At 24.6% G+C, this 16,827-nt stretch carries 13 protein-coding genes; 1 reads left to right on the top strand and 12 read right to left on the bottom strand.

All coding sequences use genetic code 11. The features are described 5' to 3' along the window. The first annotated feature begins 7 nt into the window (after window positions 1-7). On the top strand, window positions 8-778 hold the full coding sequence (gene icmH, locus CORN_RS04760; protein WP_066007551.1) for a type IVB secretion system protein IcmH/DotU: 771 nt from the start codon (window positions 8-10) through the stop codon (window positions 776-778). Here icmH and CORN_RS04755 read toward each other — a convergent pair. The 12 genes from CORN_RS04755 to CORN_RS04700 all read right to left on the bottom strand — a co-directional run bounded on the left by CORN_RS04755 (window position 773) and on the right by CORN_RS04700 (window position 16,807). Further along, window positions 773-2,104: a hypothetical protein gene (locus CORN_RS04755; protein ID WP_066007549.1), complete on the bottom strand. Its 1,332-nt coding sequence runs from the start codon at window positions 2,102-2,104 to the stop codon at window positions 773-775. The two genes, icmH and CORN_RS04755, sit on opposite strands and share 6 nt — an antisense overlap. After that, window positions 2,101-5,919, bottom strand: a complete 3,819-nt coding sequence (locus tag CORN_RS08495; protein ID WP_246260872.1) for a hypothetical protein — start codon at window positions 5,917-5,919, stop codon at window positions 2,101-2,103. The genes CORN_RS04755 and CORN_RS08495 overlap by 4 nt, the downstream gene beginning before the upstream one ends. After that, complete coding sequence (locus CORN_RS04745) at window positions 5,909-6,256, bottom strand: hypothetical protein (RefSeq protein WP_039664018.1); 348 nt, start codon at window positions 6,254-6,256, stop codon at window positions 5,909-5,911. Before CORN_RS04745 ends, CORN_RS08495 begins: the two co-directional genes overlap by 11 nt. Window positions 6,257-6,299: 43 nt before the next feature. Continuing rightward, entirely contained in the window at window positions 6,300-7,061 is a 762-nt protein-coding gene (locus CORN_RS04740) for a hypothetical protein (RefSeq protein ID WP_066007587.1), read from the bottom strand. Between the two features lie 83 nt (window positions 7,062-7,144). After that, window positions 7,145-8,026 carry a hypothetical protein gene (locus tag CORN_RS04735; protein WP_066007586.1) on the bottom strand — a complete coding sequence of 294 codons (882 nt, stop codon included), beginning with the start codon at window positions 8,024-8,026 and terminating at the stop codon, window positions 7,145-7,147. After that, the gene (locus CORN_RS04730; protein ID WP_172663982.1) at window positions 8,019-9,641 is read right to left on the bottom strand and encodes a hypothetical protein; all 1,623 of its coding nucleotides are present in this window, start codon (window positions 9,639-9,641) and stop codon (window positions 8,019-8,021) included. The genes CORN_RS04735 and CORN_RS04730 overlap by 8 nt, the downstream gene beginning before the upstream one ends. Then, window positions 9,628-10,452, bottom strand: coding sequence for a hypothetical protein (locus CORN_RS04725; RefSeq protein ID WP_094750299.1), 825 nt, complete (start codon window positions 10,450-10,452; stop codon window positions 9,628-9,630). Before CORN_RS04725 ends, CORN_RS04730 begins: the two co-directional genes overlap by 14 nt. Window positions 10,453-10,527: 75 nt before the next feature. Further along, window positions 10,528-12,450: a hypothetical protein gene (locus tag CORN_RS04720; RefSeq protein WP_172663981.1), complete on the bottom strand. Its 1,923-nt coding sequence runs from the start codon at window positions 12,448-12,450 to the stop codon at window positions 10,528-10,530. Window positions 12,451-12,691: 241 nt separating this feature from the next. Then, window positions 12,692-12,952 (bottom strand): hypothetical protein, encoded by a 261-nt coding sequence (locus tag CORN_RS04715; protein ID WP_167348858.1) that lies wholly within the window; start codon window positions 12,950-12,952, stop codon window positions 12,692-12,694. Beyond that, window positions 12,945-13,799, bottom strand: a complete 855-nt coding sequence (locus CORN_RS04710) for a hypothetical protein (protein WP_066007568.1) — start codon at window positions 13,797-13,799, stop codon at window positions 12,945-12,947. Before CORN_RS04710 ends, CORN_RS04715 begins: the two co-directional genes overlap by 8 nt. 47 nt (window positions 13,800-13,846) lie before the next feature. Beyond that, window positions 13,847-16,183 (bottom strand): type VI secretion system Vgr family protein, encoded by a 2,337-nt coding sequence (locus tag CORN_RS04705; protein WP_066007566.1) that lies wholly within the window; start codon window positions 16,181-16,183, stop codon window positions 13,847-13,849. Window positions 16,184-16,291: 108 nt separating this feature from the next. Beyond that, window positions 16,292-16,807, bottom strand: a complete 516-nt coding sequence (locus CORN_RS04700; protein WP_039626225.1) for an Hcp family type VI secretion system effector — start codon at window positions 16,805-16,807, stop codon at window positions 16,292-16,294. Between the last annotated feature and the right edge of the window lie 20 nt (window positions 16,808-16,827).

The following is a 16,827-nucleotide window of genomic DNA, read 5'->3' as shown; positions in this document are numbered from 1 at the left end:
GAGTAATATGCAAAAAGAATCACATTTTAAAGAAGGATCTTTGCTTTTAGAAAGTGATTTAAAAGGTTTAGAAATCAATAAAGTTGTTGATAATTGCTTGGAAATTCTTTTACTTGTTTATAGATTATCTAAGGTTCATTCTTTGGATGCTGCTTATATAGAGAATTTAAAAGAAAAGCTTGTAAATGAAATTTTGGTTTGGAGTTCAAGATTAAGTACTTTTAAAGAGTATGATGAGAAAGATATTATAAAATTAAGATATTGTTTATGTGTATTTATAGATGAAAGTCTAATGAAAAATGATTTATTTATTAATAGCTCTTGGGCAAATCATACTTTAACCGTGAGGTTATTTGATGAGACTCTAGGTGGTGATAATTTTTACGATATAGCGCTTTCTTGGTTGTCTAATCCATCCAAAAACAAGGATTTTTTGGAATTCATATATGTTTGCTTGATTTTAGGATATAGAGGAAAATATTCTCATGAAAAAGATGTTGAGGAAAAAATTATTTATCTTTGTAACAATATAGCATCGGCTTTAACTCCTCTTATAAATTTAACAGATGAGACAGCTTTTGATAAGGCTTATAATGGAGCTAATAGGGAAAAATTTTGGCAGTATTTTCAACGCAGATTTATGAAATTTGTACTTGCTGTTATTCCTATTGGTTGTATTCTTGGTTTTTTCATTTTTGCAATTTTTGATTTGCAAACTCATAATATTAAAATCGATTCTAATATTAGCAGTTTGATTGAAAATATGGAAAAATTATAAATTATTTGATTTTTCAATCATTTCCTTACACCATCCTTTAGGAAGATTTTTTATATCAGGATAGTATGGTTTTAAAAGTTCAAAAAAAACTTCATTATGGTATCTACTTATCTGAAAATAGTATTTACCTAGAGTAGAGGGGATGTAAAATTCCTCCATTTGATTGTTTTTCTTAGTGTATAGAATATTGGGTGTTTCAACAAAATTATATTTATATTTGATTCCAAAATTTATTTCATTGTTATATTTTAGTTTAACCATAGTTTTTGAATGTAAATTATTTGGAAAATAATCATCTAGGTTAATCTCAAAAAACCCCTTGTAATTAAAACTATAATCAAAATAATCCACAAAGTAACTACCTTTTTTTTCAAATCCCATATTAAGTAATTCTTTTTCATAATGCTTATTTAAATTCTCACTTAAATCTTTATAATTTACTTTTGTATCATCTATATAAACTGCAGGATTAAAAAGAGAATTTATTTCATTTTGAAGCATACCTTGAGAAAGTTTTAACATAAACCCACCTAAACTAAAAACAAAATAATCATAAAAATATTCATCATCAAAAGTAATTAAATAATCTTTACTTTTTCTATCTTGTCTAGCTAAATAATCTAACATAGTAAGCAATAATGAATTTTTCTTAATTAAGCGATCACTTTTAAAGCCTTCTACTTGTCTTTGAGTGATTATTCCCAAATCACCTAATTCTTCATAAAATTCATCATCAAATGCATAAGGTTTGATTCCATTATCTTTGTAAATTTGTTCTATATATTCTTGAATTATTTTTACATTTTTACTATGAATTTCTTTTACATAAGATATGATTTGTTCTTGATTTAATATGATTGTATTTTTTTCTATTTTGCATTGGTATTCTAGATTGTTTGGGTTTGTTAGGCGGTAATTATCTCTAGTTATTTTTACTTTTTTGCCAAAAATATTATCTTCAAAAAAAAATGGCTCGGGTTTAACATAATCATCATTTTTTTCAGCTATCCATAAAGGATTTTTAATTTTTTTAACTTCTTCTTCTAAATTTTCAATACTTGTAGATATATATTCTGGTATGAGTTTATTACCTTTTTTATCAAATGTAATTTTACCTAAATAAACGCCAAATTTGGGATTATAGGTAATATTAATTTTATTTTCTAAATCAATATGATTAAAAAAATACCAATAATGTTTTTCACTAGGACATATATTATTAAAGCATTTTATATTAGTGTTTACACCCAAATAAAGTGCATTTGGTTCTTTTCTAGTTTGTAAAAAATGTTCGTGTTTTTTTGTGTTAGGTTTTTTATATCTCATTTTAGCTCCTTGATGATACTTTCTTCTATTGTTCTAGCCTCAGCTTCGCTTGGTTGAAAAAAATAAACATCTGGTATTGTTTTGTATCCAAATTTTTGATCTGCTTTATTAAAATAAATATATTGATCGCTATAATAAATATAGTATTGCAAGGCATCATTGTTTGGTTTTTTTTGGTGTATGTATGCGTGTCGTATTTCGTGTATAATAGTTTTTAATATTTTTTCTGTATTTTCTATATTATTTATATTAATTTTAATAACAGCTTCATCTTGATTATAAAAACCAAATAAGTTGCTATCATTTGAAGGGATAAATTTTGTTTTTATATTTAGTTTAAATTGATTACAAATTTCTTCAACTAATTTTTCCCAATACACAATAGGATAATTTTCATTAGAATTATATTTGTGTTTTTGTATTGTTTTTTTTATTGTATTTTCATAGTAAATTATATCTTGAAAATAATTCTCATATTTTATTTGTACATTCTTCATTGATTTGACTTTAAAATATATTTTTGCTAAATCAAACCTATAATAAATATAAGCGATTTTTCCAGCAAGTTGAGGGTAGGTTTTTAATTTTTCAATTGAAAATTGGTCTATGTGTAAAATTATAGATAATAAAAAATTATAAGCATCATTAAAATTTGCTATTAAATTTAAATTGAGCCATTGTTTTAAATATTTAATATCATTTGGTATTTTGCTTCCCAACACCCCTTCTCTTACACTATCATCATATCCAACTCCTACTCTAAAGCTCATATCTATGATGATGTAATAATCTTCTAAATTAGGTATAATTTTTTCATTATTATAGGCAAATACAACTATATAGTATTTATAATCTTGTATATCTTCTTTAGGCTCATTGCTTCTACTTATAGGTAAGCAAAAAGATAAAACATTATCCTCATAGCTTTCATTATAAATTAAATCATCATTTTCAAACAATACTTTAAGATTTTTCTCATTAATATAGTTATTGCAATCATGTAATAGCAAGTCTAACTTTTCCTTACTTTCACATTCTACAAAAGCCCATTTTAGCTTTTCATCACTTTCTTTTTCTAGTTGTAAGCTTATGTATGTCCCTGGTGCAAATGAGGTATTTAAATCTATATTATCACTTGCAAATATAATTTTATTATTTAGTTTTTGGGGGTATTTAACTTCTAATTCACAAAGTAATTCTTTTTCATCTATGATGTGGTTTAAGTGTTTTAATAAATCTTCAAATAATACTCCATTAACTATTCCTATACTGCCATTGCTGCCAAATTCCCCTTTTTCATTAATGTTATAAAGATACAAATCCCCCTTACTCAAGCTTTGCTTGTTCTTGTTTTTTTCTTTTTCATTGTTTGGGTTTGAAATTTCTATTTCTTTAAAACTTTTAGAGCATTCTTTATCTGTGTATAATCTAACACAATACTTTCCCCAAGTCTTACCTATGCTAAAAGGATAAGTTTTTAAAAAATCAGGTTGTTTGTTGTAATTAATCTCATTGATTTTAAAATAATACTTTCCTTCAGGTAAGCTTGCAAATTTATCTTTAATACTTTCATCATCATAATAAAAATATGCTTTTTTCTTGGTAGTTTTATCTTTTATATCTTGATAAAAACTAAAAGCAATTTGTTTATTTGATGGTTTTAAATTATCAGCTTTAGCTACTCCACTTCTTGCCATATAAGAAGCTATTAAATCTTTTCCTTTAAAATGATATAAATAAAAACCATCATATTTAAAATAATCTTTATTTTTAAACCTAAGTATAAGTCCTATTTTATGATTGATATAATTATTAAATATTCTTTTGCTATCTTGTAAGGGTTTGGCTAAATAAGCTTCATTATCTTCTAATCTAACTTTAAAACTATGACAATTACTAAAGTCTTTTTCTCTATCAAATCTTATCTTACCTTCTTTATTAGTTTTTAATTTTAATACGCTTTGCTTGATTAGTTTTTCATGATCATACCCTTTTATACTAATGCTAGCATTATCAATAGCCTTGCCATGTTCATCTTGTATGATAAGGCTGATGTAATTTGAAGTAGCAGTGTTGTTTATAATGCTAGTGTTATTGTGGGTTAAATTTAGATCTTGATGGTTTAAATCATCATAAGCATAGTTCTTGCTTATCTTTTTAGGTTCTAATTTTATATTTAAACTATTTTTAGCTAAAACATAGTTTTTAATCTTACAATGATAATAATCATAAGTAATGTTTAAATCTTTGAAAGCATATAAGTTATTCTCATCATATTTAAGATAATAATTTATTTTTTCATCATTAAAAGAAAAAACTTCATCTTCTTTTGCGCCTAAAAGAAGTTTTTCATAAAAAAATACTCTTGTTTTTAGTTTATTAAAATCTAGATTATAGTTTTGTTTTAATAAAGCTATATCGATTAATGACTCATCTTTAACAAATATATCACAATTGTTCTCATAAAGATGCAAAAGATTTGACATAGATGAAGCATTGTCAAAAAATATAAGCTTTTTATTTTTATCTTTGTTTTCTAAGATGAAGTGGCTTAGGTTTTTAAGGTGATTAGATACAATCTTAAAATCTTCTTTTATATCATCTATAATGGTATTGCTTTGTTTTGTTTTTAAAGAAGTTTCATTGTTAAAATTTGTGTTTTTTATTATAGTATCTATACTTTCTTTTGTATTGTTTTCTTGTTTTAAATTTAAAGAAAGTTCTTTGAAATTTATACTTTCTTTTATATTACTTTTTTGATTTAAGTTTTTATTTATTTCTTTATTTTCATTTTTATTGATTGTTTTATCTTTGTTATTTAATTCTTCATTGACAATAAAAGAGCTCATATAAGTTTGATAAGCATGTTCTAAATCTTTAAAACCAAGTCTTTTAAATTCATCAATACTTTTATAAAGTTCTTTTCTTGCATTTAAGTAAGTATCATTTAGTTTGTTTTTATGAGAGATAAAGATAGTATAAAAGCTAGAGTTAAATTCTAATTCTTTTATTGTGTTTTCATCAAATAAAGCTTGCTTATCTTTATCATATAAAACATAATCTTCACAAAAATATAAAGCTTTTAATAAATAGGGTTTTGAATCGATGTTGATGTTGTTGATATCTTGCAAAGATAGTTTTTGTATATAGGCTATTTTTAAATTATTGATTACTTGTATAGACATAAGTTTATAATTATTATATTCTTGATTAAAGTGATTAAGATTTTCTAAAAATATTTTATACTCATTGATATATTCTTTTTCATCTTGTATATTATCTAAATATTTAAGACTTTGATTGAAAATATTATTATTGTAAAAATTACAAGAAAAACTATCAAAATTAAATTCTTTTAACAAATTACTATTTTTATTATCTATAGAACATAAAGGAGCAAAGGAATTTTGTATGTTTTTGTAGTAGGGGTAGAGAGAGTGGGCGGTGGATGTTGCTTTTCCTCCTAAAGAAGTTATGTTTATTATGAATAGTTTTTTTGTTTTGGTTATTTTTTTAATTGTTGTTAAAATTCCTGATGGTGCTAAATAATACAAAGGTCTTTCATTGATATCTTTTATTAAATATTCTAGTATAACATTTCTAGAAGTTTCATTTTTAACAATATCTTTTAAAAAGTCTAATTCTTCTAGTGTCTGCCTTTTATGAAAATCATCTAAAATAACACTTTTTTCTTGCCAATCTCTAAAACCTGAAATTCTAGCTAAAAAATCTCCAAAATCATAAAGTCCTATATAACAATCTACAATACCATCTTTAATATCCTTAAGATGTTCCATTAATCCTTTATCTCTCATTTTCTAGCCTTTTTAATTTACAAAGAAGAAGTAAAACAATATTTATTAGTTTTCTACTAAAAAGAATGATTATTGATAAATAACATATCATTTCAAATAATCCATATTTTGAAAAATATCTACCTAAATATATGAAATTTAAAAATACAATTGGTGGAAAGAGTAATAAGTTTTCACAAAAAATACTATACACCCAATCTATAATTTTATTAGAAACTCCATATTTACTTTTGCAATTTTTGCATTTTATTTCTAATTTGCCTGAGAATATATTCCAAATATTTTGTAATTTATTGATTTTTGTTTTACAAACTTCACATTCTTTATAAATAGACATTTATTTTTCCTATATAATTTAAAAATTATCTTTAAAATTTAAATTATCTTCCGCATGCATTTAATCTTCCTTTAGCAAAATTTATTAGACGATTAGGTTTTTTAGCGCCATATATTGTTTCGTATAATTCTTGATATTCGGTTTTTAAATTTATATCATACAATAAATTCATTTTTTTATAAGAATTAATCATATTTTCTAATAACTGTTCTTTTTGAGGTATAGAACACATAAGATTTATATCTAAAGTAAAACCAAAAAACAAAGTGTTGTAATTTACAAAAGTAAACTCAAACATTATTTTACCTGGATTATACTTAGATGGTAATTTTTCAATTTCACTCATAAAGACAAGAAACTCATCCACAACATTTAAATAATTATTAATTTCTTTTAAATCAGTGTTATTGGAAATAAAATAAAAATAATTAAGATTATTTTGCATTTGTAAAGTAAATAATACATCCTTATTTTTAAGAGCTACCAAATAAGCATTGTCTAAACCTAAAATTTGCATAAATTTAAAATCTTTTTTAAAATTATGCATATAATTTAATAGTTCTTTTTGATTAAGTTTTAATTCTTGATTTAAGTTTTGTTCTACAAAAACTTTTTTGAATTCTTCTTCGTTGCTCCAGAATAATTTAGATATCTCTTTTCTAATTTGATTTTCTTTTTCATAATAATACTTATCCCAAAAGATAAGCTCTAAAGGGCGATAAGCTAAGCTTATAAAGATAACAAAAGCTATAAGTAAACCACAAGGTATATAAAATCTTTTAAGTTTATAAAAAGGTTTTTTCATTTATATTCCTTGATATTTTAAAAATAGTTTTTGTGTCTTTTTCTGTTTCGTTTAAGGTTTTATTTTGAGTGTTAAGTTCTATCTCATTCATTTGTGCATTCTTTTAGTTTGGTTTGTATGGATTTAAGTTTATTAGTTTGTTTTTGGTTAAGTTTGAATTTTTTAAAAATATAGATCAATTTTTGAAGGTTTTTTATTAAATTATTATCATCAGTATAAGCATATTTTTCTAATTCTTTATTAAAAAATAATAAAATTCTATTAGAAGTAAAATCAATTTTGCTCATACCATTTAAAATTGTCATAGTTTTAGGGGTATTTAAATCACAAATATAATCTTGTAAAAATTCACTCAAATACATATCAGTAAATCCACTATTATAACCAATTAGGTCGCTAATATACGTTCCGATTCTAACTACATCAAAGCTATCAAACTTATGAATATCTTTTTGTAAAAAATCCTCTTCTAAACGAGTATTTAGAAAAAATAAAAAATCTTCAAAAACTTTAAATCTTTCCTTGTCAAATAAAAAATAAGTTTTATGATTTGTGATATTTCTTTCATTATATAAAAGGTAAAGTATAATATCAGTATTTGAATTTGTTGTAACATGTCCAGCTTGTCTTATAAGCTCAATATCTTCTTCTGTAGGATAGTAAGAGGTTAAAATTCTTACATCTTCAATACTAGCTTGTATCATCTTAAGATTTTTAATAATCATTTGTGTAACTTTTTCTTGATTATAGTTTTCTTTGCTTAAATTCTTAGCATATTCTAATTCTTCCTTACCTTCGTTTTCACTCCATTTGATTAAAGCACTAAGATTTTCTCTTGCTTTATTTTCATTAGCTTCTTTAAATTGTAAAGCTTCTTGGATAAAGTTATAAGCATTGCTAGCAATTATGATAAAAACTAATACAATAAAAACTATAATAGAAATTCTTTTTGATATTTTAAGCAATTTTTTTACCTTTAAAGTTAGTATTATTTATTATAGCATTATTAGATATAAGATTAAAATCTTCTTTTATATCATCTATAATGGTATTGCTTTGTTTTGTTTTTAAAGAAGTTTCATTGTTAAAATTTGTGTTTTTTATTATAGTATCTATACTTTCTTTTGTATTGTTTTCTTGTTTTAAATTTAAAGAAAGTTCTTTGAAATTTATACTTTCTTTTATATTACTTTTTTGATTTAAGTTTTTATTTATTTCTTTATTTTCATTTTTATTGATTGTTTTATCTTTGTTATTTAATTCTTCATTGACAATAAAAGAGCTCATATAAGTTTGATAAGCATGTTCTAAATCTTTAAAACCAAGTCTTTTAAATTCATCAATACTTTTATAAAGTTCTTTTCTTGCATTTAAGTAAGTATCATTTAGTTTGTTTTTATGAGAGATAAAGATAGTATAAAAGCTAGAGTTAAATTCTAATTCTTTTATTGTGTTTTCATCAAATAAAGCTTGCTTATCTTTATCATATAAAACATAATCTTCACAAAAATATAAAGCTTTTAATAAATAGGGTTTTGAATCGATGTTGATGTTGTTGATATCTTGCAAATTTAAAGTCTTTAGTAGGTATTGTTTATTAGCAATAATACTTAAGCTTTGATTGGAATTTAAAAAAGTATTTCTTTCTTGTTTTAATTGAAAGCTTAGCTTTTCATTTAAAGATTTAAATAAAGAATTAAAAATTTCATTTTTTATTCTATTATCTTCTTTATAAAGTTTTAAATCAAAATGATATTTTTGTTCTTCTTGTTCAATGATTTTTTCTTGTTCTTTTAAATCTTGTATGTTTTTTAAATATTCTTCATCTATAAAATTGTAAGTTGTAGAAGCTATACTTGTTTTAGTTATAAGTTCTTTTTTCTTTGCTAGGGCAAGTTTGTATTGTTTTGAATAGCTAGGGTAGGGGTGTGGAGTGAAGAGGGAGAAAGGATTGATTAGTTTTTGAAAAAAATCATTTGGATGATCAATGCATTGACCATTAAGTGTTATAGAATTACTAGGGCATACAACAGGAGGTTTAATTTTATCTGCGATTTTATTAAGCAAATCTTGAGTATTTATTAGCAGTTTTTTTGCTAATTCCTTAATGTTTTCAGAAAAATAGTAAGATATAACACTTCCTCCAGCAAAAATAATTATACCAAAAATAATTTTTCCTCTAGACAAGATAAGTGCTATTTCTTTAGAAATATCTAAGCCTTTTTTTAAAACAAAATCTTGTATAACTTCTTCTCCTAATTTTACTAAAACTTTAGTTATATCGCCATTGTTAATATACTCTAAGGTATATTCAGTAATTTTTAGTTTGCTATCCACTTTCTCTGTAATAACTTGAACTTTTTGAATATAAGGTTGTAGGGTTTCTTTAGTGGGAGAGTTGGGGGAAAGGTTGAATATATTGCCTAAAAAATGAGAGGTATTGCTTATTTCTCCGGTTGCATCTCTACTATTCTCTACAATTTCTTGTCCTTCTCTTAAGGCTTCTTTTATACTTTCTTTAATGTTAATAGTAGTATTATTTTCATTATGAACACTAGTATTATTTTCATTTGCATTCATCTAAGGCCTTTTGGATTTTGTTTAAATAATTACCTATAAAGATTATTATTGCTTTATGATTACTTTTCCACTTTTTATTTATTTCTTCATTAGAAAATTCTAGTGTATCTAATTTTTTAAGTATATTATAACTTTCTTTCACTTGTTTGAATATTGTCAATTTGTCTTTAAAAGAACATAATTGGGTGTTGTAAAGTAAAAACATTCCTTGAATTGATACTTTTGAGTAAAGAGCCATAGCTTTATACCAAGAACCCTTATTCAAATAGCCTATGCTATCTAAATAATCATAAAATTCTTCATAGTGCTTTATAAATTTAAGTTTTTCTTCAAAAATTTGTTTTTCTAAATCTTTAGTAGAGGCTCTTAAGTTTAGGTATTTTTGTTTTTCATTTGAGTTTAAATTGCTTATGAAATTAAGATAATTAAAATAGGTTTGCTCTCTACCATGTAGAAAGATAAAAATATCAATGTTGCTTTGAATAAAATTTTGGCAATACCTATCCTCAAATCTAAAGAATTTAGCCACCTTAAAATCAAAAATAGCCTTTTGCATTTTTGTATTTAAATCTTTAAAGTCTTCTAGTTTAGGCTGATAATCATCTACAATTTTAATCATATCTTTAGGACTTGGATTTAAAGTCATTTTTTCAAAATTTTTAAAATTTAATTGAGCCTTAGGATGATGATATATTCCCCAATAAATCGTATATAAAGGAGAATAAAGTAATTTTGCAAGCACGGCAAGTATTATGATTAATATAATACAAGGTATATAAAATCTTTTAAGTTTATAAAAAGGTTTTTTCATTTATATTCCTTGATATTCTAAAAATAGTTTTTTATATATTTTTTGTAAAAATTACAATGAAAGTTTTTTAATATTTTAAGCAATTTTTTTACCTTTAAGGTTAGTATTGTTTATTATAGCATTGTTGTACAAATCCCCCTTACTCAAGCTTTGCTTGTTCTTGTTTTTTTCTTTTTCATTGTTTGGGTTTGAAATTTCTATTTCTTTAAAACTTTTAGAGCATTCTTTATCTGTGTATAATCTAACACAATACTTTCCCCAAGTCTTACCTATGCTAAAAGGATAAGTTTTTAAAAAATCAGGTTGTTTGTTGTAATTAATCTCATTGATTTTAAAATAATACTTTCCTTCAGGTAAGCTTGCAAATTTATCTTTAATACTTTCATCATCATAATAAAAATATGCTTTTTTCTTGGTAGTTTTATCTTTTATATCTTGATAAAAACTAAAAGCAATTTGTTTATTTGATGGTTTTAAATTATCAGCTTTAGCTACTCCACTTCTTGCCATATAAGAAGCTATTAAATCTTTTCCTTTAAAATGATATAAATAAAAACCATCATATTTAAAATAATCTTTATTTTTAAACCTAAGTATAAGTCCTATTTTATGATTGATATAATTATTAAATATTCTTTTGCTATCTTGTAAGGGTTTGGCTAAATAAGCTTCATTATCTTCTAATCTAACTTTAAAACTATGACAATTACTAAAGTCTTTTTCTCTATCAAATCTTATCTTACCTTCTTTATTAGTTTTTAATTTTAATACGCTTTGCTTGATTAGTTTTTCATGATCATACCCTTTTATACTAATGCTAGCATTATCAATAGCCTTGCCATGTTCATCTTGTATGATAAGGCTGATGTAATTTGAAGTAGCAGTGTTGTTTATAATGCTAGTGTTATTGTGGGTTAAATTTAGATCTTGATGGTTTAAATCATCATAAGCATAGTTCTTGCTTATCTTTTTAGGTTCTAATTTTATATTTAAACTATTTTTAGCTAAAACATAGTTTTTAATCTTACAATGATAATAATCATAAGTAATGTTTAAATCTTTGAAAGCATATAAGTTATTCTCATCATATTTAAGATAATAATTTATTTTTTCATCATTAAAAGAAAAAACTTCATCTTCTTTTGCGCCTAAAAGAAGTTTTTCATAAAAAAATACTCTTGTTTTTAGTTTATTAAAATCTAGATTATAGTTTTGTTTTAATAAAGCTATATCGATTAATGACTCATCTTTAACAAATATATCACAATTGTTCTCATAAAGATGCAAAAGATTTGACATAGATGAAGCATTGTCAAAAAATATAAGCTTTTTATTTTTATCTTTGTTTTCTAAGATGAAGTGGCTAAAAGAAAGATTATAAAAGCGTAATAGCTTAGAATCTTCTTTGGTGTCGTTTTTCTCTAAATTCTCAAGTAAGGTTTTATTTTGAGAATAATTAAATTCTATAACGCTTTTATAAAGTTCTTTTCTTGCATTTAAGTAAGTATTTGTGATTTTATCTTTGTGCAATAAGAATATAGTATAAAAGCTGGAATGATAAGGAAATTTTTCTTCGTTAAATAAGGCTTGATTGTTTTGATTAAAACTTGTAAAACTTTCACAAAAATATAAAGCTTTTAATAGATAAAATTCTGAGTTAATGTGGATGTTATCTATTGTATCTTTTAGTTTTAATGCTTTATAATCTTTTGATATGGTTTTGAGTAAACTTTTTTCATTGAGTAAAGATGGCGTTTTTTTAACATCATAAAAAGGATAGTAATAATTTTTTAAATCTTTTGAAATTTTGCTATTATAATATAATTGAATTCTTTGCATATTTTTAGTTTGTGTTTGATGGCAATGTGCTAAGTTATGATAATATTTTTCTTCAGAACTTAAATGAGTTTCATATTCTCTTATAAAATCAATAAAAGAAATACCACTACCTTTTAACCAATCTTCTATTTTAGAATTAATCCACCAAAGAATTATCATACTAGTGCTAACAATACCAATGGCCGCTAAAACACCTAATAAAGTGCTGCTTGTAATTGCTATCGCACTATAAGTTGTAATGGCTGCTGTGCTTATTATCGGTATTCCTATTTTAAAAAGTTGTGAAGCAATAATTTCAGAACCAATTTTTACAGAAACCTTTAAACCATCTTTTGTTTTTTGATATTCTATTAAAGCATCAATTCCACTAAGAGTATTATCTGCTCTTTTTATGATGATTTTAAAAGGGAGTAGGTAGGGTTCGAGGTTTTTTTTTAAATTGTTTTGCTGTATCTAACATGTTGTTTAAATAGCCGATTGTTTCTTTCTTGTCTTGAATTTCATTTTGATGCATAAAATTTTCCGTTTTATTTGCATCTTCTATTTCTTTAAGTAGTTTTTCTCCTATTTCATCCACACCTGCATCTTTTAAAAGAATTTGCAATTCTTTTTTTGTTTCGTTTAAGGTTTTATTTTGAGTGTTAAGTTCTATCTCATTCATTTGTACATTCTTTTAGTTTGGATTGTAGAGTGTTGAGATTTGTCAATGTCTTCTTGTTGAAGTTTTCTAAAATTTTATTAATATTTTCTTTTAGCTTTTCTTTAGCTTGATTATCTAAAAAAAAATCTTTACGAATTCTTCTTGTAACATTATCTGTAATTTTATTTAGTTTTCTCATTGTATTTAAAATTATTGCAGTTTTAGAATTATCAAATTTACATGTGAATTTTTTAGAAAGATCTCCAATATAAATATGGGAAAATCCCCAGTTGTTTCCAATTAAAGAAGATGTATAATAAACAATATGTGAAAAATCATGACTTTTGATTTTATTTTGCAAAAAATCCTCTTCTAAACGAGTATTTAGAAAAAATAAAAAATCTTCAAAAACTTTAAATCTTTCCTTATCAAATAAAAAATAAGTTTTATGATTTGTGATATTTCTTTCATTGTATAAAAGATAGGATATAATATCGTTATTTAAATTTAAAACAATTCGACTAGCTTTTCTTGAAAGTTCCTCATCTTCATCTAGGAATGAATAAATAGTTAAAATTCTTATATCTTCAATACTAGCTTGTATCATCTTAAGATTTTTAATAATCATTTGTGTAACTTTTTCTTGATTATAGTTTTCTTTGCTTAAATTCTTAGCATATTCTAATTCTTCCTTACCTTCGTTTTCACTCCATTTGATTAAAGCACTAAGATTTTCTCTTGCTTTATTTTCATTAGCTTCTTTAAATTGTAAAGCTTCTTGGATAAAGTTATAAGCATTGCTAGCAATTATGATAAAAACTAATACAATAAAAACTATAATAGAAATTCTTTTTGATATTTTAAGCAATTTTTTTACCTTTAAAGTTAGTATTGTTTATTATAGTACTACATTTATTACTCTGCTTTAATTTCTCCGCCTTTAACAACAAGACCCTTGGAATCTATCACTACTTCTACTCCACCTGCTTTAATGATGACACAGTCGGGTTTGGCATTGATAAATGTTTCTCCTACTTGTATGGTTGCTTCGTTATCAGCTTTTAGGTAGTGGGTTGTTTTTGCATAAGTGGTGATATTATCAGCTACCATGCTTGTGTTTTTATCACTTTCAAATCCTATAGATTCGTTGCTTGTAAAAAGGATGTTATCTTTGCTTTTATAATCCATCTCCTTTTCGCTCAAAACTTGCATTTTATTACTTGTGTTTATATTGTAATAACCTTCTATAATTTCTTTTTTATTTCCTTTAACATTTCTAATTTCATCTTTATGTATAATGGTGTTTTTATTTGCACCTATTTCGGTATCTTTATTTTCTCCTATATATTCACTTGAATTTTTAGCCACTCTTAGCTTGTTATCTACTCCTATATTTAAAGTATTTGATAAGCCAACTATGGTATCTTTGGACAGGCCTACATTGATTAGATATTCAGCACCAACATTGACATTTTTGGCTAAATCTATGGTTTGCGTGTGAACTTTTTTAATTCTTTCATTATAAATTCCATCTACTATAGAGTCTTTGTCATTTAAAATTTTTTGAGTAAAGTTATGTTGGATTAATTCATCATAATCTCTTTCTGCTTTTAAATAGATTTGTTCTTTATTTTTTACATTCGATAAAGTTAGCTCGTTATATCCTTGTTCATATACTCCTATAGTTTTAGAGCTAATGGAGGTTTTGTGATCATGATATGGTAATGTGACAAGAGGATTATTCACCCCATTATACAAACTCCCACTAATAAAAGGTTTATCTATATCATCATCTAAAAATGAAATAATAACTTCATCTCCAATTCTAGGTGTATGATAAAAACCTGAATGATTGCTTGCTACATTACTAGCTACTCTTAAGAATGGACTATGGTGATACATGTTTGTTTTATTATCTAATTCTTCTTGATTAGCATAAAGATTAATCCTTACTTTTACTCTTCCATATTCATCTGTGTATATGGTATTTCTTTGATTTTCTATATTAGAATCTTCTCCTATAACTATACCCATAGTGTTAATCGGAGGTTTTGGTTTGGATTTAAAACTAGGTGTAAAGGTTAAAAAAGATGGGGTAAGGGTTAAATTATTTGTATAAGATTTGCTTAGATTTAAGTCTTTAATATTTAAATTATCATTGGTGTTGATAGTATTAGCTAAAATAGCATCATCAATTAAAATTTGTTCTTTTGCTATAATGGTATATTCTTTGGTGGTTTCTTCTTGAATATTAATTTTAATACTTTCATTTAAACTAAGATGATAAATATTGCTTTTTGCTTTTAGTATATTATTAAGCATAGTGTTTCTTTTTTCTTTTAGGGTAGGGGATTGTTTTAAATTAATATTTTGTGTAAAGGAATACTCACTTTCATAAGAATGCTCATTATAATGTACATTGGCATTTTGTGCTTTAGTGCTTAAGGAATATAAACTTAAAGGTTGTTTGGAATTATTACTAGAATGAGTAAAAGCATTAGTTTGTATTTGTTTTTCTTTATTTAGTGCGTAAATACAAGTTTCATTAAGATGGTTGTTGATATTAGGATTAAAAACTATATCTTTTATTTTGCCTTTATGAGTATAAAAATCATAAAAATAAATATTATCTTTATCTTCATAAAAATAAATGCCATGATTGTGTGCTAATCTTGTGATAAATTCTAAATCACTTTCATTGTATTGAGAAATCAATTCTTTAGTTTCATATATATGATGAATATTAGAAAAATCAATGTTTTTATTTAGCTTGGTGTTGTAATAGGCTAAGGTTTGTTTAATTACTTCTATTATGTTTGTATGAGTATAAATACGATTTGCTTTATTAAAATCAAGTCTTATTAAAGGAGAATGCAAGTTAAACTTAAAAAAATGTTTATGGTTTAATTGTTTAAAATTTTCTTTTACAATATTGCTAGCACTACCTTGATTAACACCTAAATAGTCAACATAAGATATTATTCCCTGATAAATCATATCAATATTAGTTGAAAAGTCTATCTTTTTGTTTTCATAAGGATTTTTAATTATAAGTGAAGCTTCTTTATCAATAAGCATATTAGGATTAAATTCAATATTGTCATCACTAAAAATATCATTATTGATATTTTCATAAAAACCTTCACATTCACATAAGAAGATCTGATCCAAGCTTTCTTTTATAATGGCTTTTGTGATTTTAAAATCAAGTTTGTTAATTTTTAAATTAAGATAAGAGTTATTTGCATTCATTAAAAAAACCTTTGTTGGTATTGGGATTTATTGGGATTATTTTTAATGAAAGTGATAAGGATATTAAATAGCATATAAAGCTCATTGTTTAGCAATGAGCTTATTGTGTTACGAATTTGCTTCTCTCCAATCATCACTTCCGCTTGTTCCAGCCGCTGTATGCTCCCAAATAACTTTTCTGTAATTTAAAGATACCTTAAAAAGCTCTGTTTTGTCATGATTGTTTGCTTCTTGAGCATTTGGCATTACTAAGGTAATATCTGTAATGATAGCATCTTCTAATTTAGTTGTAAAAAAATGTTCTTGTCCACCACTTGTTGATGTTCTAAACCAATGAACTTCAACACTCGGAAGTCTTTCACCTTTTGTAAGTGCATTGTAAAGTAGAGGAACTGCTTTATTTAGAGAGCAAGTGAAAGTAAAAGGCTTATGAACTCTTTGTCCTGATGGTTGTCCACTTTGTTGATCAACTGGAACTGTTACAATATGAGAAATTTCTTGAGCCATAATCTCATCTTCGTGTCCTGCTTGATAGCGATTTCCTATACTTGCTTCTGTAGAAGCACCACTTGAAATAAGTCCTTGTGTTGAACCTTCGATTTTGATATATGCTGGTTGTGCCATGTTTTTCCTTATGATTATAA

The sequence above is a fragment of the Campylobacter ornithocola genome (assembly GCF_013201605.1).
Lineage (GTDB): Bacteria > Campylobacterota > Campylobacteria > Campylobacterales > Campylobacteraceae > Campylobacter_D > Campylobacter_D ornithocola.
Note: the sequence above shows the minus strand (reverse complement) of the source record. Positions and strands in the feature narration are given on the sequence as shown.

Excerpts from the sequence above, each read along its gene's own strand:
- icmH (WP_066007551.1), top strand. The coding sequence starts at position 8 with ATGCAAAAAGAATCACATTTTAAAGAAGGATCTTTGCTTTTAGAAAGT.
- CORN_RS04755 (WP_066007549.1), bottom strand. The coding sequence starts at position 2,104 with ATGAGATATAAAAAACCTAACACAAAAAAACACGAACATTTTTTACAA.
- CORN_RS08495 (WP_246260872.1), bottom strand. The coding sequence starts at position 5,919 with ATGAGAGATAAAGGATTAATGGAACATCTTAAGGATATTAAAGATGGT.
- CORN_RS04745 (WP_039664018.1), bottom strand. The coding sequence starts at position 6,256 with ATGTCTATTTATAAAGAATGTGAAGTTTGTAAAACAAAAATCAATAAA.
- CORN_RS04740 (WP_066007587.1), bottom strand. The coding sequence starts at position 7,061 with ATGAAAAAACCTTTTTATAAACTTAAAAGATTTTATATACCTTGTGGT.
- CORN_RS04730 (WP_172663982.1), bottom strand. The coding sequence starts at position 9,641 with ATGAATGCAAATGAAAATAATACTAGTGTTCATAATGAAAATAATACT.
- CORN_RS04725 (WP_094750299.1), bottom strand. The coding sequence starts at position 10,452 with ATGAAAAAACCTTTTTATAAACTTAAAAGATTTTATATACCTTGTATT.
- CORN_RS04720 (WP_172663981.1), bottom strand. The coding sequence starts at position 12,450 with ATGATAATTCTTTGGTGGATTAATTCTAAAATAGAAGATTGGTTAAAA.
- CORN_RS04715 (WP_167348858.1), bottom strand. The coding sequence starts at position 12,952 with ATGAATGAGATAGAACTTAACACTCAAAATAAAACCTTAAACGAAACA.
- CORN_RS04705 (WP_066007566.1), bottom strand. The coding sequence starts at position 16,183 with ATGAATGCAAATAACTCTTATCTTAATTTAAAAATTAACAAACTTGAT.
- CORN_RS04700 (WP_039626225.1), bottom strand. The coding sequence starts at position 16,807 with ATGGCACAACCAGCATATATCAAAATCGAAGGTTCAACACAAGGACTT.